At 73.1% G+C, this 17,788-nt stretch carries 13 protein-coding genes; 8 read left to right on the top strand and 5 right to left on the bottom strand.

Annotated elements, in window-relative coordinates:
- Positions 1–1,023 precede the first annotated feature (1,023 nt).
- The 4 genes from O4J56_RS28615 to dapA all read right to left on the bottom strand — a co-directional run bounded on the left by O4J56_RS28615 (position 1,024) and on the right by dapA (position 8,307).
- Positions 1,024–2,679 (bottom strand): helix-turn-helix domain-containing protein, encoded by a 1,656-nt coding sequence (locus tag O4J56_RS28615; protein WP_270690117.1) that lies wholly within the window; start codon positions 2,677–2,679, stop codon positions 1,024–1,026.
- 244 nt (positions 2,680–2,923) lie between these two features.
- The gene (locus O4J56_RS28610; RefSeq protein WP_408639187.1) at positions 2,924–5,509 is read right to left on the bottom strand and encodes a DNA translocase FtsK; all 2,586 of its coding nucleotides are present in this window, start codon (positions 5,507–5,509) and stop codon (positions 2,924–2,926) included.
- Between the two features lie 138 nt (positions 5,510–5,647).
- Positions 5,648–7,333, bottom strand: coding sequence for a ribonuclease J (locus O4J56_RS28605; RefSeq protein WP_270690115.1), 1,686 nt, complete (start codon positions 7,331–7,333; stop codon positions 5,648–5,650).
- Positions 7,330–8,307: a 4-hydroxy-tetrahydrodipicolinate synthase gene (gene dapA, locus O4J56_RS28600; protein ID WP_270690113.1), complete on the bottom strand. Its 978-nt coding sequence runs from the start codon at positions 8,305–8,307 to the stop codon at positions 7,330–7,332. The genes O4J56_RS28605 and dapA overlap by 4 nt, the downstream gene beginning before the upstream one ends.
- Positions 8,308–8,501: 194 nt before the next feature.
- Here dapA and O4J56_RS28595 point away from each other — a divergent pair, with 194 nt between their 5' ends.
- The 3 genes from O4J56_RS28595 (at position 8,502) to O4J56_RS28585 (ending at position 10,742) form a co-directional block, all read left to right on the top strand.
- On the top strand, positions 8,502–8,681 hold the full coding sequence (locus O4J56_RS28595; protein WP_270690112.1) for a hypothetical protein: 180 nt from the start codon (positions 8,502–8,504) through the stop codon (positions 8,679–8,681).
- Between the two features lie 263 nt (positions 8,682–8,944).
- Positions 8,945–10,303 carry a short-chain fatty acid transporter gene (locus O4J56_RS28590; protein ID WP_270690111.1) on the top strand — a complete coding sequence of 453 codons (1,359 nt, stop codon included), beginning with the start codon at positions 8,945–8,947 and terminating at the stop codon, positions 10,301–10,303.
- 76 nt (positions 10,304–10,379) lie between these two features.
- Complete coding sequence (locus O4J56_RS28585; protein WP_270690109.1) at positions 10,380–10,742, top strand: DUF1304 domain-containing protein; 363 nt, start codon at positions 10,380–10,382, stop codon at positions 10,740–10,742.
- A gap of 117 nt (positions 10,743–10,859) precedes the next feature.
- On the opposite strand, the gene O4J56_RS28580 is transcribed toward O4J56_RS28585, so the two are convergent.
- A complete protein-coding gene (locus O4J56_RS28580) occupies positions 10,860–11,243 on the bottom strand; it encodes a phage holin family protein (RefSeq protein ID WP_270680021.1) in 384 nt (127 codons plus the stop codon).
- 140 nt (positions 11,244–11,383) lie between these two features.
- On the opposite strand from O4J56_RS28580, the gene O4J56_RS28575 reads away from it, so the two are divergent.
- From O4J56_RS28575 to O4J56_RS28555, 5 genes are all read left to right on the top strand, one after another.
- Entirely contained in the window at positions 11,384–12,034 is a 651-nt protein-coding gene (locus O4J56_RS28575; protein WP_270690108.1) for a GNAT family N-acetyltransferase, read from the top strand.
- A 341-nt stretch (positions 12,035–12,375) separates the two neighbouring features.
- Positions 12,376–13,257: a 1,4-dihydroxy-2-naphthoate polyprenyltransferase gene (locus O4J56_RS28570; RefSeq protein ID WP_270690107.1), complete on the top strand. Its 882-nt coding sequence runs from the start codon at positions 12,376–12,378 to the stop codon at positions 13,255–13,257.
- 359 nt (positions 13,258–13,616) lie between these two features.
- Complete coding sequence (locus O4J56_RS28565; protein ID WP_270690106.1) at positions 13,617–14,432, top strand: IclR family transcriptional regulator; 816 nt, start codon at positions 13,617–13,619, stop codon at positions 14,430–14,432.
- 374 nt (positions 14,433–14,806) lie between these two features.
- Positions 14,807–16,303: a glycerol kinase GlpK gene (gene glpK / locus O4J56_RS28560; RefSeq protein WP_270690105.1), complete on the top strand. Its 1,497-nt coding sequence runs from the start codon at positions 14,807–14,809 to the stop codon at positions 16,301–16,303.
- A 328-nt stretch (positions 16,304–16,631) separates the two neighbouring features.
- On the top strand, positions 16,632–17,375 hold the full coding sequence (locus O4J56_RS28555; protein ID WP_270690103.1) for an MIP/aquaporin family protein: 744 nt from the start codon (positions 16,632–16,634) through the stop codon (positions 17,373–17,375).
- Positions 17,376–17,788 lie beyond the last annotated feature (413 nt).

Here is a 17,788-nt window from a genome sequence, read left to right as displayed (position 1 = left end):
GCACGGTCATCGCAATACCAGAACGGGATTCGGCCCCAGAAGCCCCCTAAACGGCGCACCGGGACCGTTTGCCGGGCCCGGCGTCACCGGGTGTAGCCGATATCGGCCCACCGTGGCCCGTGAGTGCGCGGCCGGAGCGGCCGGGCGGCCGTGCCGACGCCCCGGGCGGCGACCCGGGCAACGCAAACAGGGACGAACCGGGCATCGTGTTCCCGAATCCCGTTCTGGTATGGCCGTGTTCGTCGCCGCGGGGTCTTGGCGGGTGTCGCGGAGGGCGTTTCCCGCCCCTCCGAGCCCTTAACGCGGAGTGTTTAACCAGGTCACGGAACTGCCGGGGTTCGCCCCGCGGGCCCGGCGAACGGCCCGAGCGACGAAGACCGCGAACCCCGCCCGCCGCGCCGCCTGCCGCGTCGCCCACCGGGACCGAGAGCGGCCCGCCGGACGGCAAGCAGGGCCCGGGAACTGCCCCGCTCACTCCGTCGCCGCCCGACACGGTGACCACGCACACGCGCCGCGGCCGACAGCGCTGCCGGAAGGGCCGCTGACCTGCGTCGTCGCTGCCTGTCTCCCCTGCACTCCGGCGGCCTTCCACCCGGCTGGGGCCCGTGAGCGGGGTACCAGCCCAGCCGCCCGACCACCCGCACCGCAAGGGGCCTCGCGCCCGGCAAGCAGGGCCGGGGAACCGCCCGGCTGTCACCGTCGCCGCCCGACACGGTGACCACACACACGCGCCGCACCCGACAGCGCTGCCGGAAGAGCCGCGGACCTTCGTCGTCGCCGCCCTCCACCCCACGCCCCCACAGCCTTCCGCCCGGCCGGGGCCCGTGAGCGGGGTACCTGCTGTCCCGTCCGGCTACCCCGCCCGTGTCGGCGCGAGTGCCGTCGGCCTTGCTCGTCGCCACTGGGATCGGGACCTGGCGGCGCCCAGGCGATGTGGGGAGTGGCGGATCGGCTGGAAACCTCAGCCGCGGAGACTCGGCATCATCGCCTGCTCCAGCGTCGGACCCGAACCGCCGAATCGGGCTATTCCGCGAGGTCGTCGGCGGAGAAGGTCAGGTACTTGACCTGTCCCCGCCCTCCGGGGACGCCCTCTTCCACGCCGTTGACCTCCAGGTGGACCCCACCCGCGTTGCCCACGTGGAACCGCAGTTCGTCGCGGTCGCTCCAGATATGGGTGGACCCCTTCTTCACCGCGCCGGCGAAGACCCGCTCACCATCCCCGTCGGTGACGCTCAGCCAGGTGCGGTGCAGCGCGTACACGCGGATCCGCACCTCGTCGGGGCGCTTGCCGTTCCGCACCGTGGTCGACATCGCGGGCTGCGCCTGGGTCGCCGCTTCGCGCCGCGACCTCTTCTCCGCCATCGCGTCGTCGCGCTCGGCCGCCTCGGCCGCCCCGGCCTCGGCCTCTTCAGCCACGGCGCCGCTCCCCGACGCCCGGTCTCCGCCGTCGTCCGGCCACGCCTGAATCCCGGCGATCACCGCGGCCGCCGCGAGCCCCAGGGCCACCGCCACGGGCCAGTGCCGCCGTGCACGGTCCGCGAGGACCGCGACCGCCGACGGGGCCGCCGCCGACTCGGCCTCCTCATCGTCATCCGGACCGCCGGGCTCGGCGCCCCACCCCCTGCCCGCACGACCACCCGCACCCGCGGGGGCCGCGCCGCCGATGACCACGCCCTCGGATGCGCCGTCGTCGGCCGCTCCGCCGCCGGTCGCGCTCTCGTCCGCGCCGTCGTCCGCGACCGCCGCCCCTGCGCCCGCACCCGCTGCGGTGCCCCAGCGCCGCCTCCAGGGCGCGTCGTCCAGTTCCTCATCGAACTCGTCCTCCGGCGGCCCCGCAGGCGGACGCCGGACCGGGCGCCTCTCGCCCCTCACACGCTTGTCAGAGCGCGCACGTGGGCCACGCGGCTCGTGGCGGCTCGCCGCTGGGCGCCCCACCTCGTGCCCGGCGTCGGCATCGTCCGCCGCACCGCGTGCAGGTTCCCCCGCCCTCGCCGCGCGCTCGTCCTCTCTCCGCTCGGTGTCCTCCTCGGCCGCCCCGGCCGATGCCCCCCTCTCCTGGGGAGGCACCTCGTCCTCCGGCTCGTCTCCGGATGACGGCGGCCGCTCGGGGACACTCCCGGGCCCGGTGACGACCACACCCTCATCGACGGCCGGCGGCCGCTCGGCCGGGCCCCCGTCCGGTTCACGTGGTCCGCCTCCCGCGGGGCCACGGAAGGGGCGCAGCACACCGCCCGGACGCCGACGGTCCCTGCCCTTGGCCTTGCCGTCCCTGCCGTCCTTGCCGTCCTTGCTCCCGCCGCCGCGACCCGCGCCCGGCCCGGCGCCCGCCCCCGCGCCCGACCCCGGACCCGTGCTCCGCACGTCGCCGCCACCGCCCTCGGCCCCGGACCGCTCCGGCGCGACGGGCCAGGCCCCGTCGCCGCCCATCAGGGGCGACGTCGGACCGGTCGCGTACTCGGCGTCGAAGCGCTCGATGAGCTCCGCGGGCTCGATCTCCAGCTCCCGGCAGACCGCCTTGATGTGGCCGCGCGCGTAGAAGTCCCCGCCGCACGGCCCGAAGTCGTCGCGTTCGATGCCCTCGAGCACCGACTCCCTGATGTAGGTGCGGGCGCTCAGCTCCTGGATCGAGTACCCGGCCCGGTCCCGGGCCGCGGCGAGGATCCGGCCGATCGTGCTCATGTCGCCGCCTCCGCCTGCTCCGCGTGATCATCCCATTCCACTGTGCAGTCAACCCAGGCCACAAGGCCACTGCCACACACGATGAACGGGTTAAAAGTGAGTCAACGGCCCCGCGGGGGGCGGATCGGCACGGGCCGGACGAGGTGGGGCGCGGCGGGACGGGGCACGCACCGCGGCACGGGAAGGGCGTCGGCCGGGGCGGCCACAGCGGGCGCCGAGCGCCTGGCCGGGAACCGGCCGACCCTCACCCCTCGCCGCGCAGCTCCGCGAGCGCCCCCGGCAGGTCGTCCGGCTTCAGCAGGACGTCCCTGGCCTTCGACCCTTCGCTGGGCCCCACGACCCCGCGGCTCTCCATCAGGTCCATCAGCCGCCCGGCCTTGGCGAACCCCACCCGGAGCTTGCGCTGCAGCATCGAGGTCGACCCGAACTGCGTGGTGACCACCAGCTCGATCGCCTGCACCAGCAGCTCCAGGTCCTCGCCGACCTCCTCGTCGATCTCCTTCTTCTTGGCCTCGGCCGTGCCCACGTCCTCGCGGTAGCTGGGCTCGGCCTGCTTCTTGCAGTGGTCGACGATCTGCCGGATCTCCTTCTCGGTGACCCAGGCGTTCTGCAGGCGGATGGGCTTGCCCGCGCCCATCGGCAGGAACAGCGCGTCACCCTTGCCGACCAGCTTCTCGGCGCCGGGCTGGTCCAGGATGACCCGCGAGTCGGACAGGCTGGAGGTGGCGAAGGCCAGCCGGGAGGGCACGTTGGCCTTGATCAGCCCGGTCACGACGTCGACGCTGGGCCGCTGGGTGGCGAGCACCAGGTGGATCCCGGCGGCGCGGGCGAGCTGGGTGATGCGCACGACCGCGTCCTCGACGTCGCGCGGGGCCACCATCATCAGGTCGGCCAGCTCGTCGACGATCACCAGCAGGTACGGGTACGGCTCGTACTCGCGCTCGCTCCCGGGCGGCGCGGTGAGCTGCCCCTTGCGCACGGCCGCGTTGAAGTCGTCGACGTGCCGGAACCCGGACGCGGCCAGGTCGTCGTAGCGCCGGTCCATCTCGCCCACGACCCACTGCAGCGCGTCGGCGGCCTTCTTCGGGCTGGTGATGATCGGGGTGATCAGGTGCGGGATGCCCTCGTACATGGTCAGTTCGACCCGCTTGGGGTCGACGAGGATGAGCCGCACCTCGTCCGGGGTGGCCCGGGTCATGATCGAGGTGATGATGCCGTTGATGCAGGTCGACTTGCCCGCTCCGGTGGCGCCGGCGACCAGCACGTGCGGCATCTTGGCCAGGTTGGCCACCACGTTGGTGCCCTCGATGTCCTTGCCCAGGCCCACGAGCATGGGGTGGTCGTCGGAGGTGGCCGCCGCCGACCGCATGACGTCGCCGAGGCTGACGATGTCCTTGTCGGTGTTGGGGATCTCCACGCCGATGGCGGACTTGCCGGGGATCGGCGACTGGATGCGCACCTCGGCGCTCTTTACCGCCAGCGAGATGTTCTTGGTGAGCGCGGTGACCTTCTCCACCTTCACCGCGGGACCGAGCTCGATCTCGTAGCGGGTGACGGTGGGCCCACGGGTGAAGCCGGTGACCTCGGCGGCGATGTTGAACTGCTCCAGCACCCCGGACAGCGCCTCCACGACCTCGTCGTTGGCCTTGGTCCGGGGCTTGGGCGGGGTGCCGGGCTTGAGGTACTGCGGCGGCGGCAGCTCGTAGTCGCCGTCGATGACGCGGGACGGGATGGAGAGCTGCTCGGTGGCGGCGGGCGGGGGCGTCGGCTCGGGCGGCGCGGCGGCCTTGGCCCCGGCGGCCGCACCGCCGGCCCCCGCGGCGCCGGCAGCGCCCGCGGCGGCCTCCGCCGTCTCCACCACGGGGGTGTCGTAGGGGCGCTCGTTCTCCCCGCCCAGCGGGTCCTCGTCGGCGTCCTTGCCCGCGCCCTCCCCCGCGGCCTTGGCGCGCGGCTTGCGCTTGCGCTTGGGGCGCTGCCCCGCGCCGTCGCCCTTGTCGTCCTCCTCCTCGCCGAGGATGCCCAGGCCGGCGCTCGGACCGTCGTCGGGCGCCATCAGGCCGCCGAACAGCCGGTGGAGGCGCTCGGGGATGCGGTGCACGGGCGTGGCGGTGACGACCAGCAGCCCGAAGACCATCAGCATGCCCAGCAGGACGCCGGTCACCCACGGGGTGATCAGGGCGCTGAGCGGCCCGGACGCGGCGAAGCCGATGAGGCCGCCCGCGCGCTGCACGGCCTCCATGCCCTCGGAGGGCCAGGGGATGCCCTGGCCGATGTGGATGAGGCCGAGCAGGCCCGCCAGCAGCGCGGCGCTGCCGATGACCAGGCGGCCGACGTCGGTGTCGCCGTTGCCGGGGGTGCGCATGAGCCGCCAGGCGAACGGCAGGAACAGCAGCGGCAGCACCGGCGAGAAGGTGCCGAACGCACCGACGACCACGGTGCGGGTGACCTCGGGCAGGGGGCCGCTGGTGTCCCACCACACGGCGGCGGCGATGAGCAGCCCAGCGGCGAGCAGGACCATGCCCAGGCCGTCGCGGCGCAGGTCGGGGTCGAGGTCGCGGGCGCTGCGCCCGACGGCGCGGGCCACCCCGCCCACGGTGTGCGCGAGGCCCTTCCACAGGAGCAGGAGCAGCCGCGCGAGCCCGAGGAAGGCCATCGCGACCGGCCCCTGCTGGGAGGCCGCGCTCTTCTTAGCGGGGGCGCGCTTCCTGGAGCCGGAGGACGACGACCCGCCGCGGGCGGGCGCCTTCCGCTTCGCGCTCCCGCCGGAGCCGCCGCTCCGGGACGCGCCACCGCCGTCTCGCCGGGAGGATTTGGGCGCACGGGTGGCCATGGTGCGCAGCTTACTAAGGAACACCCCGGCACATCGCACCCGAAGCCGGGCGTGTCGCCCCCCGTCGCGATGATCTCGACGATCGCGCCGTCAGAACCGCGGAGATGACGGCACTCCCGTCGAGATCATCGCCGGGCTTCACACCTCCACGATCACCGGCACGATCATCGGACGGCGGCGGTAGGTGTCGCTGACCCAGCGGCCGATGCACCGGCGCACGAGCTGGCGGAGCTGGTGCGGGTCGGTGATGCCGTCCCCGGCGGCCCGGTCCAGCGCGTCCTGGATCTTGGGCAGCACCTCGTCATAGGCCTCGACGTCGATCCCCGACCCGCGGGTGTGGATCTCCGGCTCGCCGAGGATCTTGCCGCTGGTGGAGTCGACCGCGACCACCACCGAGATGAAGCCCTCCTCGCCGAGGATCCGGCGGTCCTTGAGGGCGGTCTCGGTGACGTCGCCGACCGAGGTCCCGTCGACGTAGACGTATCCGGCCTGCACCTTGCCGACGACGCGCACCCGCCCCTTGTGCAGGTCGACGGCCACGCCGTCCTCGGCGATGACGATGTTCGAGTCGGCCATGCCGGTGCGCCGGGCGATGTCGGCGTGCGCCCGCATGTGCCGCCACTCCCCGTGCACGGGCAGCAGGTTGCGCGGCTTGACCATGTTCAGCACGTACATCAGCTCGCCCGCGGGGGCGTGCCCGGACACGTGCACCAGCGCGTTGCCCTTGTGCACGACCTTGGCGCCCCACCGGGTCAGGCCGTTGATCACCCGGTTGACCGAGTTCTCGTTGCCGGGGATGAGCGAGGAGGCGAGCAGCACCGTGTCGCCCTCCTCGATCCGGATCTGGTGGTCCCGGTTGGCCATCCGGGTCAGCGCCGACATGGGCTCGCCCTGCGAGCCGGTGGAGATCAGCACCGCCTCGTCCGGGCGCAGGTCGTCGAGCTGCTTGACGTCGACCAGCAGGTCCCCGGGGACGTGCAGGTAGCCCAGGTCCCGGGCGATGTTCATGTTGCGGACCATGGAGCGCCCGACGAAGGCGACCTTGCGCCCGTGCGCCTTGGCGGCGTCCAGCACCTGCTGCACCCGGTGGATGTGCGAGGCGAAGCAGGCCACGATGATGCGCTGGTCGGCCTGGTCGAAGACCTTGTCGATGACCGGGGCGATGTCGCTCTCGCTGGTGACGAACCCGGGGACCTCGGCGTTGGTGGAGTCCGACAGCAGCAGGTCCACGCCCTCGGCGCCGAACCGGGCGAACCCGGCCAGGTCGGTCAGGCGGCCGTCCAGCGGGAGCTGGTCCATCTTGAAGTCGCCGGTGTGCAGCAGGCTGCCCGCCGGGGTGCGGACGCCGACCGCCAGCGCGTCCGGGATGGAGTGGTTGACCGAGAAGAACTCCAGGTCGAAGGGGCCGAACGGGCGCCGTTCCCCCTCGGCCACCTGCACCGTCTCCGGCTTGATCCGGTGCTCGCCCAGCTTCGCGGTGATCAGCGACAGCGTCAGGCGGGACCCGACCAGCGGGATGTCGGGGCGCTCGCGCAGCAGGAACGGGACGGCGCCGATGTGGTCCTCGTGCCCGTGCGTGAGCACGAGGGCCTCGACGTCGTCCAATCGGTCCCGGATGTACTCGAAGTCCGGCAGGATCAGGTCGACTCCGGGCTGCTCCTCCTCGGGGAAGAGCACGCCGCAGTCGACGATCAGCAGCCGGCCTCGGTACTCGAAGACCGTCATGTTGCGGCCGATCTCGCCGAGGCCGCCGAGGGCCACGACCCTCAGCGCGTCCTCGGCGAGGGGCGGCGGCGGCCCCAGTTCGGGGTGCGGGTGGCTCATGCGGATCCTTCCGTCAACCGTTCGACGCCCACGGCGCTGGCGGGGACCGCCTGGTGCGGGGCCAGCCCGATCGGCCCCTTGACCCCGGCCGCGGCCAGGTCCTCGCGCAGGAGCGCCTGCAGCTCGGGCGAGGCGTCGGCGAGGGGGGTGCGAACGGGGCCGCCCGGCAGGCCGAACATGTTCAGCACCGCCTTGGTCGTGATGACCCCCTGGGTGCGGAAGATGCCGGTGTAGACGGGCGTGAGGCGCCGGTGGATGGCCAGCGCGCGGGCCACGTCGCCGCTCTCGTAGGCGTCGATCATGTCGTGCAGGTCGGCACCCACGATGTGGCCGACGACGCTGACGAACCCGGAGGCGCCCACCGACAGCAGCGGCAGGTTGAGCATGTCGGAGCCGCAGTAGTAGGCCAGCCCGGTGCGCTCCATCACCCACGAGGAGGCGCCGATGTCGTCCTTGGCGTCCTTGTTGGCGACGATGCGCGGGTGCTCCGCCAGCCGGACCAGCGTCTCGGAGGCGATGGGCGTGCCGGTGCGCCCCGGGATGTCGTAGAGCATCATCGGGAGCTCGGTGGCGTCGGCGATCGAGGTGAAGTGCCGGAGAAGCCCCTCCTGCGGGGGCTTGTTGTAGTACGGCGTGACCGTGAGCACGCCGTGGGCGCCGGCGCGCTCGGCGGCGCGGGCGAGTTCGGTGCTGTGCCGGGTGTCGTTGGTGCCGACACCGGCGACGATGGTGGCGCGGTCCCCGACGGCGTCGAGGACGACGCGCAGCAGCCGGTCCTTCTCCTCGTCGTTGGTGGTGGGAGACTCACCGGTGGTACCGCTGACGATCAGGCCGTCGTTGCGCTGCTCGTCCACGAGGTAGGTGGCGAGGCGGGCGGCGCCGTCGTAGTCGACGTCCCCGTTCTCCTGCATCGGGGTGACCATCGCGGTCAACATCTGGCCGAAGGGCGCGTTCGGCGGAGTGCTGGCTGCCATGTGCAAAACGTACCGCGATCGCGCCGGTCGTGAGGCCACGGCAGGCCCACGAAGTGGATTTTCCGGACCCGGAACCCCATTGCGGACCCCGGGGACACCCGGCGGCGGAGGGCCGGTGAGTGACACACGCGATACCCGGATGCGGCCGTGCGGTTCCCTCCCCTGCGCACCGCATCCCCTCCTACGCTGGGTCCGTGGCCGAAGAGATCACCAGTCCCACCACCACGGAGGCCCAGCGGGCCCAAGAACGCATGGCCGCAAGGCGGCGAGCGGTGCTGCGGGAACCGCTCGGCGAGCCGAGTGGCATCGACATCGGCGCGGAGATCGCCGAAGAGCGCGCTTCGACCCCCGCATCCTGCCCGTCACACTGGTGACCGCGGAGGTGTGGGGGCAGGATGGACGTGCCGGACCGGCTTCCCCGGGTCGACGGATTCATCGCAGCGACCGCGTATGTCCACAGGCTTACGGTCATCACCCGGAACCTCAAGGACTTCGAACGGACCGGAGTCCCCTGCCTCGATCCCTTCGATCCCACATGGGGAGACTGCCCCCTTGACCCCGACGTGACACACACAACACACTTTCCGGCTGTCACCGGGCGATACGCCCTCCTCTCGGACAGACGGGACATCCCCCTATGCGCAGGTTCGGCAACGCCCTCGCGGCGTTCAGCACGCGCTGGATCCCCGACGCCTTCGTGTTCGCCGTCGGGCTGTCGGTGCTGGTCTACCTCCTGGCCCTCGGGCTGACCGACCACGGGCCGCTGCAGCTCGTCGACGACTGGTACGCCGGTTTCTGGGGCCTGCTGGAGTTCGCCATGCAGATGGCGCTCGTCCTGGTCACCGGCTACGCGCTGGCGTCCTCTCCCCCGGCGCGGAGGGCCATCCGCCGCATCGCCGCGCTCCCCCGCGGCCCTCTGTCGGCGTGCGCCCTGACCGCCGTGGGCGCGGCGCTGCTCGGCATGGTGCACTGGGGGCTCGGCCTGATCGCCGGGGCGATGCTCGCCGTGGAGGTCGCGCGCTCCTGCCGTGAGCGCGGCATCAAGGCGCACTTCCCGCTGCTGGCCGCCTCCGGCTACACCGGCCTGATGGTGTGGCACAGCGGCCTGTCGGGCTCCTCGCCGCTGCTGGTGAACACCGAGGGCCACTTCCTCGAAGACCGGATCGGCGTGCTCCCCCTCAGCGAGACGCTGTTCCAGCCCTTCAACCTGGTGTTCCTGGCGGCGATGCTGATCGGCGCCCCGCTGCTGCTGATGAGCATGCACCCCAAGCCCGAGGACGCCGAGGAGATCGAGGACGCCCCCGACGGGGAGAGCGGGCCGGGCGGGGACGGCGGCGCCGTGCTCACCAAGGAGGAGCGCCGGACCCTCACGCCCGCGCAGCGGCTCATGCACAGCCGTGTCCCGGTGCTCATCGTCGTCGCCGCCGGGCTGGTCTATATCCTCCCCGAGCTGGTTCGCGGCGGCATCGTCGGCCTGGACCTGAACCTGCTCAACTTCACGTTCCTCATCGCCGGTCTGGGCCTGCACGGCACCCTCGCCGGATACGCCTCGGCCGCCGCCGAGGGCGCCAAGAACGCCTCGTCGGTGATCATCCAGTTCCCCTTCTACGCGGGGATCATGGGCATCATGGAGCACTCGGGGCTGCTGGAGCAGATCGCGACCTGGTTCGTGTCGTTCTCCACCCCGTTCACGTACCCGTTCTGGGCCCTGATCAGCGCGTGCCTGGTGAACCTGGCGGTGCCCTCGGGCGGCGGCCAGTGGGCGGTGCAGGGGCCGATCGTGATCAGCGCGACCGAGTCCCTCGGGCTCGACCCCGGCGTGGGGGTGATGGCGGTGGCCATGGGCGACCAGCTCACCAACGGCATCCAGCCGTTCTGGGCACTGCCGCTGCTGGCCCTGACCCGGCTGCGAGCGGGCAAGGTGCTCGGGTACAGCGGCGTGGTGATGCTCTTCGCCATCGTGGCGGCGTCCCTGTGCATCACCTTCCTGCGCTGACCGGGCCCGATGCCGGCACGGCCGTACCCGGTGCGGCGTTCACGGGGCCGGGGGCGCTTCCCGCTAACGTTGCCCCATGTCGATCGCCGCAACAGTGGCCGTGCTGCTCCTCGCGGCGCTCCACATCCTCATCCTGGTCATGGAGATGTTCCTGTGGAACACCCCGAGGGTGCGCGCCGCCTTCGGCACGACACCGGAGCTCGCCGAGTCGACCCGGGTGATGGCGGGCAACCAGGGGCTGTACAACGGCTTCCTCGCCGCCGGACTCGTGTGGGGCGCGGTCGCGCCCGACCCCGTCGGGTTCCAGGCCTCGGTGTTCTTCCTGGTGTGCGTGGCGGTGGCCGGGCTGTACGGCGCCGCCACGGCGAACCGCCGGATCGTGTTCGTCCAGACGGTCCCGGCGCTGGTCGCCCTGGTGCTGGTGTGGGCCGCGCACTGAGCACCGGTGCACGTGAGGCACAGGCCGGGGCGCAGGTGCCCGACCCGCCGGAAACGCCCTGGGGGAGACCGTTCGGCCTCCCCCAGGTGCGATCCGGTACGTGCCCGAAGCCGGGCCTCAGTCGTCGTCGCCGTCGGGGAGCACGAGGCTCAGCAGCCAGCTGACCACCGCGATGACGATGCCGCCCAGCACCGCCGACCACAGGCCGTCGATGTGGAAGTCGAACCCGAACAGGCCCGCCGCCCACGCGGTGAGCATGAGCAGCAGCGCGTTGACGATCAGCGCCACCAGGCCCAAGGTCAGCACGTAGAAGGCGCACCCGACGGTCTTCACGATCGGCTTGATCACGGCGTTGACCACGCCGAAGATGATCGCGATGACCGTGTAGGTGACGATCTGCTCCGCGGTGGGCGCCCCCGGGGCGATCTCGATTCCGGTGATCAGATACGCCGCTGCCGCCAGGGCCAGGGCGTTCACGAGGATGCGGATGATGATGCTCACGACCCGATCGTCCCACGCACGCGCGCCGCGTCGTACCCGACGGGGTCGGGTCCCGGGAAATCTCCGGGTCCCCTGACCCGTGCCCAGGGGTACGGGGGCGCCGTTCGTCCCGTGGGGCCCACGGCTGCGAGGATGGGCCCATGACCCCCCAGCACGACCCGTCCACCCCCGCGCAGGGGGACTCCTCCCAGCGCTTCGTCCGCGCCGCGCGCGCCGAGGACGTCGACGACATCGTCCGCATCCAGGTGGCGGCCTGGCGTGCCGCCTACGGGCCGCGCCTGTCCGCCGAGGTCCTGGCCGAGCTGACCGGGGAGGAGGCCGGGCGCCGGTTCCGTGAGCAGTGGGCCTCCGCGATCGGCGCGCCGCCGACGTCCCGGCACCGGCTGCTGGTCGCGACCGACACCGAGGAGCCCAGGGGCGGCGCGCCGGAGCCCGGCCGGGTGCGCAGGATCACCGTCGGCTTCGCCGCCCTCGGGCCGGGGCAGGACCCCGACCTGTGGCCGGCCACCGACGCCGAGCTGTACGCGCTGCACGTGGACCCGGCCCACGCGGGCACCGGGCACGGCAGCCGCCTGCTCAACGCCGCGGTGGACCACCTCGTCGACGACGGGTTCCGCACCGTCCACCTGTGGGTGGCCGAGGAGGGCGACCCGCTGCGCGCCTTCGTGGAGCGGTCCGGGTGGCGCCCGGACGGGGCCCGCCGCGAGGTCGACGCCGGGGGGCTGCTGCCCATGGTGCGGCTGCACGCGGCGATCGCGGCCGACACTCCTCCTTCGGCGCCGCCCGCCTGAGCCGAGGCGCCCCGGCCGCCGCGACTCGCGGGGGCGTCCGACCGGCCGTGGCGTTCCGCCTCCACTGTCGGGGACCGGTGGCGCCGCGCCCCTCGTGCCCGCCGATGGCACGGCCCAGCGCCGCCCTCCGTACTCGGCCCCGCACCAGAGGGCGCCCGGTCCGCCGCGCCGGGTCGACGCGGTACACGGCCGAGGCGTGCCCGCCCGCAGGGCGGCGACCGCGTGTGCGGCCGACCGGCGCTACGGTTGACCGGGAACTACGCGCCTCCCCCGGCACCCGCCCGCGCGGCGGCACGCCGGGGACAGCGACGGCGCGCTCGCACGGAGAGGAACACGGACGCGTGGCCACGCTCAGCCAGTGGGTCGCGGGGGCCCGTCCCCGCACGTTGCCGAACTCGATCGTCCCGGTTGCCGTGGGCACCGGCGTGGCCGTCGGCGTCGGCGGCGCCGTGTGGTGGAAGGCCGCCCTGGCCCTGCTGGTCTCCCTGGCCCTGCAGGTCGGGGTGAACTACGCCAACGACTACAGCGACGGGGTGCGCGGCACCGATACCGAGGAGCGGGTCGGCCCGATGCGGCTGACCGGGTCGGGCGCGGCCCCGCCCCGGCAGGTGCTGGCGGCGGCCTGGGGGTGCTTCGCGCTCGCGGGCGTGCTGGGGCTGGTGCTGGTGGCGACCTCGTCGTGGTGGCTGCTGCTGGTCGGCGCGGCCGCGATCGCCGCCGCCTGGTACTACACCGGCGGGCGCACCCCGTACGGCTACCGGGGCCTGGGCGAGGTGTCGGTGTTCGTCTTCTTCGGCCTGGTCGCCGTGGTCGGCACGGTGTTCGTGCAGGTCGGCTCGGTGCCCTGGCAGGCGTGGGCGGCGGCGGTGCCCATCGGGCTGCTGTCCTGCTCGGTGCTGGTGATCAACAACCTGCGCGACATCGGCACCGACGCCCAGAGCGACAAGATCACCCTGGCGGTGCGGCTCGGGGAGGGGCGCACGCGGGTGCTGTACCAGGCGTGCCTGGTCGGGGCGTTCGTGATCGCGCTGTTCGCGGTCGCGGTCACCCCGTGGGCGGCGCTGGTGGTGCTGGCGGCGCCGCTGGCGGTGCGCCCGCTGCGGCGCGTGCGCGGCGGGCAGACCGGGCGCGACCTGATCCTGGGCCTGGGCGAGACGGGCAAGCTGCAGATGGCCTTCGGCGCCCTGCTCACCGCCGGCCTGGCTCTGGGCGCACTGGGCTGACGCCGACGGACGTTGGGCCCTGTGACGGCATGGGGCCGTCACAGGGCCGACGGCGGTTCGCCACGGCCCTCGCTGACCACTGACCGGCGGTCGGCCGATGGCGCCCGGCGGGCGTCTGAGACCCTGGTGGCCTGCGGCCGCGTTCCGTTTCCGCAGGGGATCCGGGTCGAAGGCGCCCGCCGCGTCGTGAAGGCGCTGTGCGGCGGGGGTCCCGGCCGCGGGTGCGGGGGTGGCGCCGTACCCGGTCGGTCCCCTGGCGTTCGCCGCGGCGCCCTCCGATCGTGGCCTGGTAGTAGTGTGCCTCACACACTCCAGTAGGATTGCGTGTGACATTGTCGTACTAGGAAGTGGTCACGCGCATGCCTGGCAGGATCCAGTCGATCGAGCGCGCGGCCGGGATCCTCCGGCTCCTGGCCGGCGGGGCCCGGGGACTCAGCCTCGCGGAGATCTCGCGGAGCATGGAGCTCCCGAAGGGCACCGTCCTCGGCATTCTGCGCACCCTGCAGCACGTGGGCTTCGTCGAGCAGGACGAGGCCACCGGCCACTACCGCCTCGGCGGCGGCCTGCTCCGCCTGGGCACCCGCTACCTGGACGGCAACGAACTGCGCACCCGCGCGCTGAACTGGGCCGACTCGCTGGCCTCCCGCAGCGGTGAGAGCGTGCGCATCGGGACCCTGCACGAGGGCCAGGCGCTCGTCGTCCACCACGTGTTCCGCCCCGACGACAGCACCCAGACGCTCGAGGTCGGCTCGCTGCTGCCGCTGCACGCCACCGCCCTGGGCAAGGCGCTGATGGCGTTCGACCCGCTGGCCATGCCGGTGCCCTCCGAGGAGGGCGGCGCGGACCACCCCCTGGAGGACGGCAACGGCCGCCCGCTCGACCTGGCCCGTTTCACCCCCACCACCCTGACCGCGGCCGACGCCCTCCTGGACGAGCTGGACCGGGTGCGCGCCCGGGGCTGGGCCGGGGAGGACGAAGAGCTCATCGAGGGCGAGGTGGCCATCGCCGCGCCGATCCGCGACCACCGGGGCACCACCGTGGGGGCGGTGGGCATCTCCGGCGCCGTGGAGCGGCTGCACGGGCCGGACGGCGACGGCCCCCGCATGGAGCTGGTGTCCTACGTCCGCGATGCCGCCCGGTCCATCTCCCGCGAGCTGGGGGCGCACTCCTGGTGAGCCCGGCGGGCCGCCGGTGAACCCGGGGGTCTCCGTACGGCGCCCCGCCCACCCCGGCCGCGCACCACCTCCCGCCGCCCCGCGCGGCCCACACCGCTCACCGACCGCGACCCCGCGCCCACCGACGGCGACACGGCTTCCACCCTGGTCACAGCCCTGGTATGTGACGATCCTGAACGGTAACCTCGTGCGCCACCGCACTTTCCCACCGCCGCTTGACAACTCCGGAGACACGGCTCACACTTGGCTCCATTCGTACTACATTGTCGTACGTCATGCGGATCGAGCGCTCGCGTGAACCGGTGTGACCCCGGTGCACGTCCCGGGCAACCGGTCCGGCCAGCGATGTCCCCTTCCCAGAGGCGAGTGACCGGATGACCACCCAGTACATTGCCGCCATCGACCAGGGCACCACGTCCAGCCGGTGCATCGTCTTCGACCACGACGGCCGGATCGTCTCCGTCGGGCAGCGCGAGCACCGGCAGATCTTCCCCCAGCCCGGGTGGGTCGAGCACGACGCGACCGAGATCTGGGACAACGTCCAGATCGTGGTCCGCGAGGCCCTGGAGGCCGGCGGCCTGGCCCCCTCCCAGCTCGCCGCGGTCGGCATCACCAACCAGCGCGAGACCACGGTGGTCTGGGACCGCGAGACCGGCGAGCCGGTGCACAACGCCATCGTCTGGCAGGACACCCGCACCGACGCGCTCACCCGCGAGCTGGCGGGCGGCATCGGCCAGGAGCGGTTCCGCGAGCGCTGCGGCCTGCCGCTGGCCACCTACTTCGCCGGCCCCAAGCTCCGCTGGCTGCTGGACGAGGTGGAGGGCCTGCGCGAGCGCGCCGAGCGCGGCGAGGTGCTGTTCGGCACCATGGACACCTGGATCATCTGGAAGCTGACCGGCCGGCACGTCACCGACGTCACCAACGCCAGCCGCACCATGCTGATGAACCTGCACACCCTGGACTGGGACGCCGAGATCCTGGACGCCATGCGCATCCCGTCGCAGGTGCTCCCGGAGATCACCTCCTCGGCCGAGGTATACGGGCAGGCCCGCGGCTTCCTGGAGGGCGTCCCGGTCGCCTCCGCCCTGGGCGACCAGCACGCCGCCCTGTTCGGGCAGACCTGCTTCTCCCCCGGAGAGGTCAAGGGCACCTACGGCACCGGCACCTTCATGGTGCTCAACACCGGCACCGAGCCGGTCATGAGCTCCAACGGCCTGCTCACCACCCTCGGCTACAAGATCGGCGACGCCCCGGCCGTGTACGCGCTGGAGGGCTCCATCGCGGTCACCGGCTCGCTGGTGCAGTGGGTGCGCGACAACCTGGGCCTGATCTCCAGCGCCGCCGAGATCGAGACGCTCGCCCGCACCGTCGACGACAACGGCGGCTGCTACGTCGTCCCGGCCTTCTCCGGGCTGTTCGCCCCGCACTGGCGCAGCGACGCCCGCGGCGTCATCACCGGTCTGACCGGCTACGTCAACAAGGGCCACATCGCCCGCGCGGTGCTGGAGGCCAGCGCCTGGCAGACCCGCGAGGTGGTCGACGCGATGCGCTCGGACTCCGGCGTGGAGCTGACCTCGCTGCGCGTGGACGGCGGCATGACCGCCGACAACCTGCTCATGCAGATCCTCGCCGACGTACTCGACGTCGAGGTCGTGCGGCCGATGGTCGCCGAGACCACCTGCCTGGGCGCCGCCTACGCGGCGGGCCTGGCGGTGGGCTACTGGCCGGACATGGAGAGCCTGCGCGCCAACTGGCACAAGGCCGCCGAGTGGACGCCGAAGATGGACGACCGGGTCCGGGACCGCGAGTACCGCAACTGGAGCAAGGCCGTCGAGCGCACCCTCGGCTGGGTCGAGCACGACCAGGCCTGACGCCCCGGCGCTCCCCCGCACGCACCCGTCGGCGGCCCGCCCGGACCGGACTCGGCCGGGCCGCCGACGGCGGCGACGCGGCCGGTCCCCCGTCGTCCCCGCTCCTGAAGCGCAGCACCGACCTGCGCCCTGAGGAGCCCGAGGAGTCCGAGGACGCCTCGGCCGATGGGCCCCGACCGGCACCGCCCCCGGCGGACCGATCCGCCCCAGAGCCGGAAGCCGCACCCCTTCCGAGGTCCGACGCCTCCGGCACGTTCCCCTACCCCTCCCCCACCTACAGCGGCCGCCCCGCGCGTCCGCTGGCACCCCTGCCCGCACGGAGGCTCCCATGGTCTATCTCGCCGAATTCGTCGGCACCGCGATTCTCATCCTGCTCGGCGGCGGCGTCGTCGCCGGCGTCACCCTCGCCAAGTCCAAGGCGAACAACGGCGGCTGGATCGTCATCACCTTCGGGTGGGGCATGGCCGTGATGATGGCCGTCTACGTCGTCGGGCAGTACAGCGGCGCCCACATCAACCCGGCGGTCACCGTGGCGCTGGCCTCCATCGGGGACCTGCCGTGGTCGCAGGTGCCCGGCTACATCGCCGCCCAGATGGCGGGCGCGTTCGCCGGTGCGGTCCTGGTGTGGCTGGCCTACCTGCCGCACTGGAAGGAGACCGACGACGCGGACACCAAGCTCGGCGTGTTCTCCACCGCGCCGGCGGTGCGCAACATCCCGGCGAACTTCGCCACCGAGGTCATCGGCACGTTCATGCTGGTCTTCGGCATCCTGGGGATCAACTCCAACGTGAACCCGATGGGCGACGGCGACCTGACGGTGCTGTTCGGCACCGGCATCGCGCCGATGCTGGTCGGCTTCCTGGTGCTGGCCATCGGCCTGTCGCTGGGCGGCCCGACCGGGTACGCCATCAACCCCGCCCGCGACCTGGGCCCGCGCATCGCCCACGCGCTGCTGCCGATCCCGGGCAAGGGCGGCTCGGACTGGTCCTACGCCTGGGTCCCGGTGGTCGCCCCGATCGTGGGCGGTGTGCTGGCCGCACAGGTCTTCACCGCCGTCGGCTTCGGCGGCTGAGCAGGCGCGGAGGGCGCACCCCCTCCACGACCGGCGGCACGGGGCGGCGCGCCCCCGTGCCGCCTTCGTCGTGTCCGGGGGTGCCCCGCCTGCGCGGCGGAGGGGTCGACGGCACAGCAGGTACCCCGCTTACGGCCCCGGCCGAGCGGCAGGTCAGCAGGGTGTGGCGTGGTCGGCGGCGACGAGGAGAAGTGGGCGGCCCGCCCCGCAGCGCTGTCGGCCGCGGCGCGTGCGGGTGGTCACCGGATTCGGCAGCGACGGCGACAGCAGGGCGGTTCCCCGGCCCTACCTGCCGGGCGCGAGGCCCCTCGCGGTCCGGGCAGCGGCGCGGCCGGGTGGTCGGGTGCTCGCCCACGCGCGTGGCGCCCGCACCCCCGGTGCCGCTCCTCGTTGATCTCGGGAAAAACGCCCCT

The organism is Nocardiopsis endophytica (assembly GCF_027706725.1).
In the GTDB taxonomy this organism is placed as follows: Bacteria; Actinomycetota; Actinomycetes; order Streptosporangiales; family Streptosporangiaceae; genus Nocardiopsis_A; species Nocardiopsis_A endophytica.
This window is presented reverse-complemented; position numbering and strand designations above follow the sequence as displayed.

Excerpts from the sequence above, each read along its gene's own strand:
- O4J56_RS28615 (WP_270690117.1), bottom strand. The coding sequence starts at position 2,679 with ATGAGCACGATCGGCCGGATCCTCGCCGCGGCCCGGGACCGGGCCGGG.
- O4J56_RS28610 (WP_408639187.1), bottom strand. The coding sequence starts at position 5,509 with ATGGCCACCCGTGCGCCCAAATCCTCCCGGCGAGACGGCGGTGGCGCG.
- O4J56_RS28605 (WP_270690115.1), bottom strand. The coding sequence starts at position 7,333 with ATGAGCCACCCGCACCCCGAACTGGGGCCGCCGCCGCCCCTCGCCGAG.
- dapA (WP_270690113.1), bottom strand. The coding sequence starts at position 8,307 with ATGGCAGCCAGCACTCCGCCGAACGCGCCCTTCGGCCAGATGTTGACC.
- O4J56_RS28590 (WP_270690111.1), top strand. The coding sequence starts at position 8,945 with ATGCGCAGGTTCGGCAACGCCCTCGCGGCGTTCAGCACGCGCTGGATC.
- O4J56_RS28585 (WP_270690109.1), top strand. The coding sequence starts at position 10,380 with ATGTCGATCGCCGCAACAGTGGCCGTGCTGCTCCTCGCGGCGCTCCAC.
- O4J56_RS28575 (WP_270690108.1), top strand. The coding sequence starts at position 11,384 with ATGACCCCCCAGCACGACCCGTCCACCCCCGCGCAGGGGGACTCCTCC.
- O4J56_RS28565 (WP_270690106.1), top strand. The coding sequence starts at position 13,617 with ATGCCTGGCAGGATCCAGTCGATCGAGCGCGCGGCCGGGATCCTCCGG.
- glpK (WP_270690105.1), top strand. The coding sequence starts at position 14,807 with ATGACCACCCAGTACATTGCCGCCATCGACCAGGGCACCACGTCCAGC.
- O4J56_RS28555 (WP_270690103.1), top strand. The coding sequence starts at position 16,632 with ATGGTCTATCTCGCCGAATTCGTCGGCACCGCGATTCTCATCCTGCTC.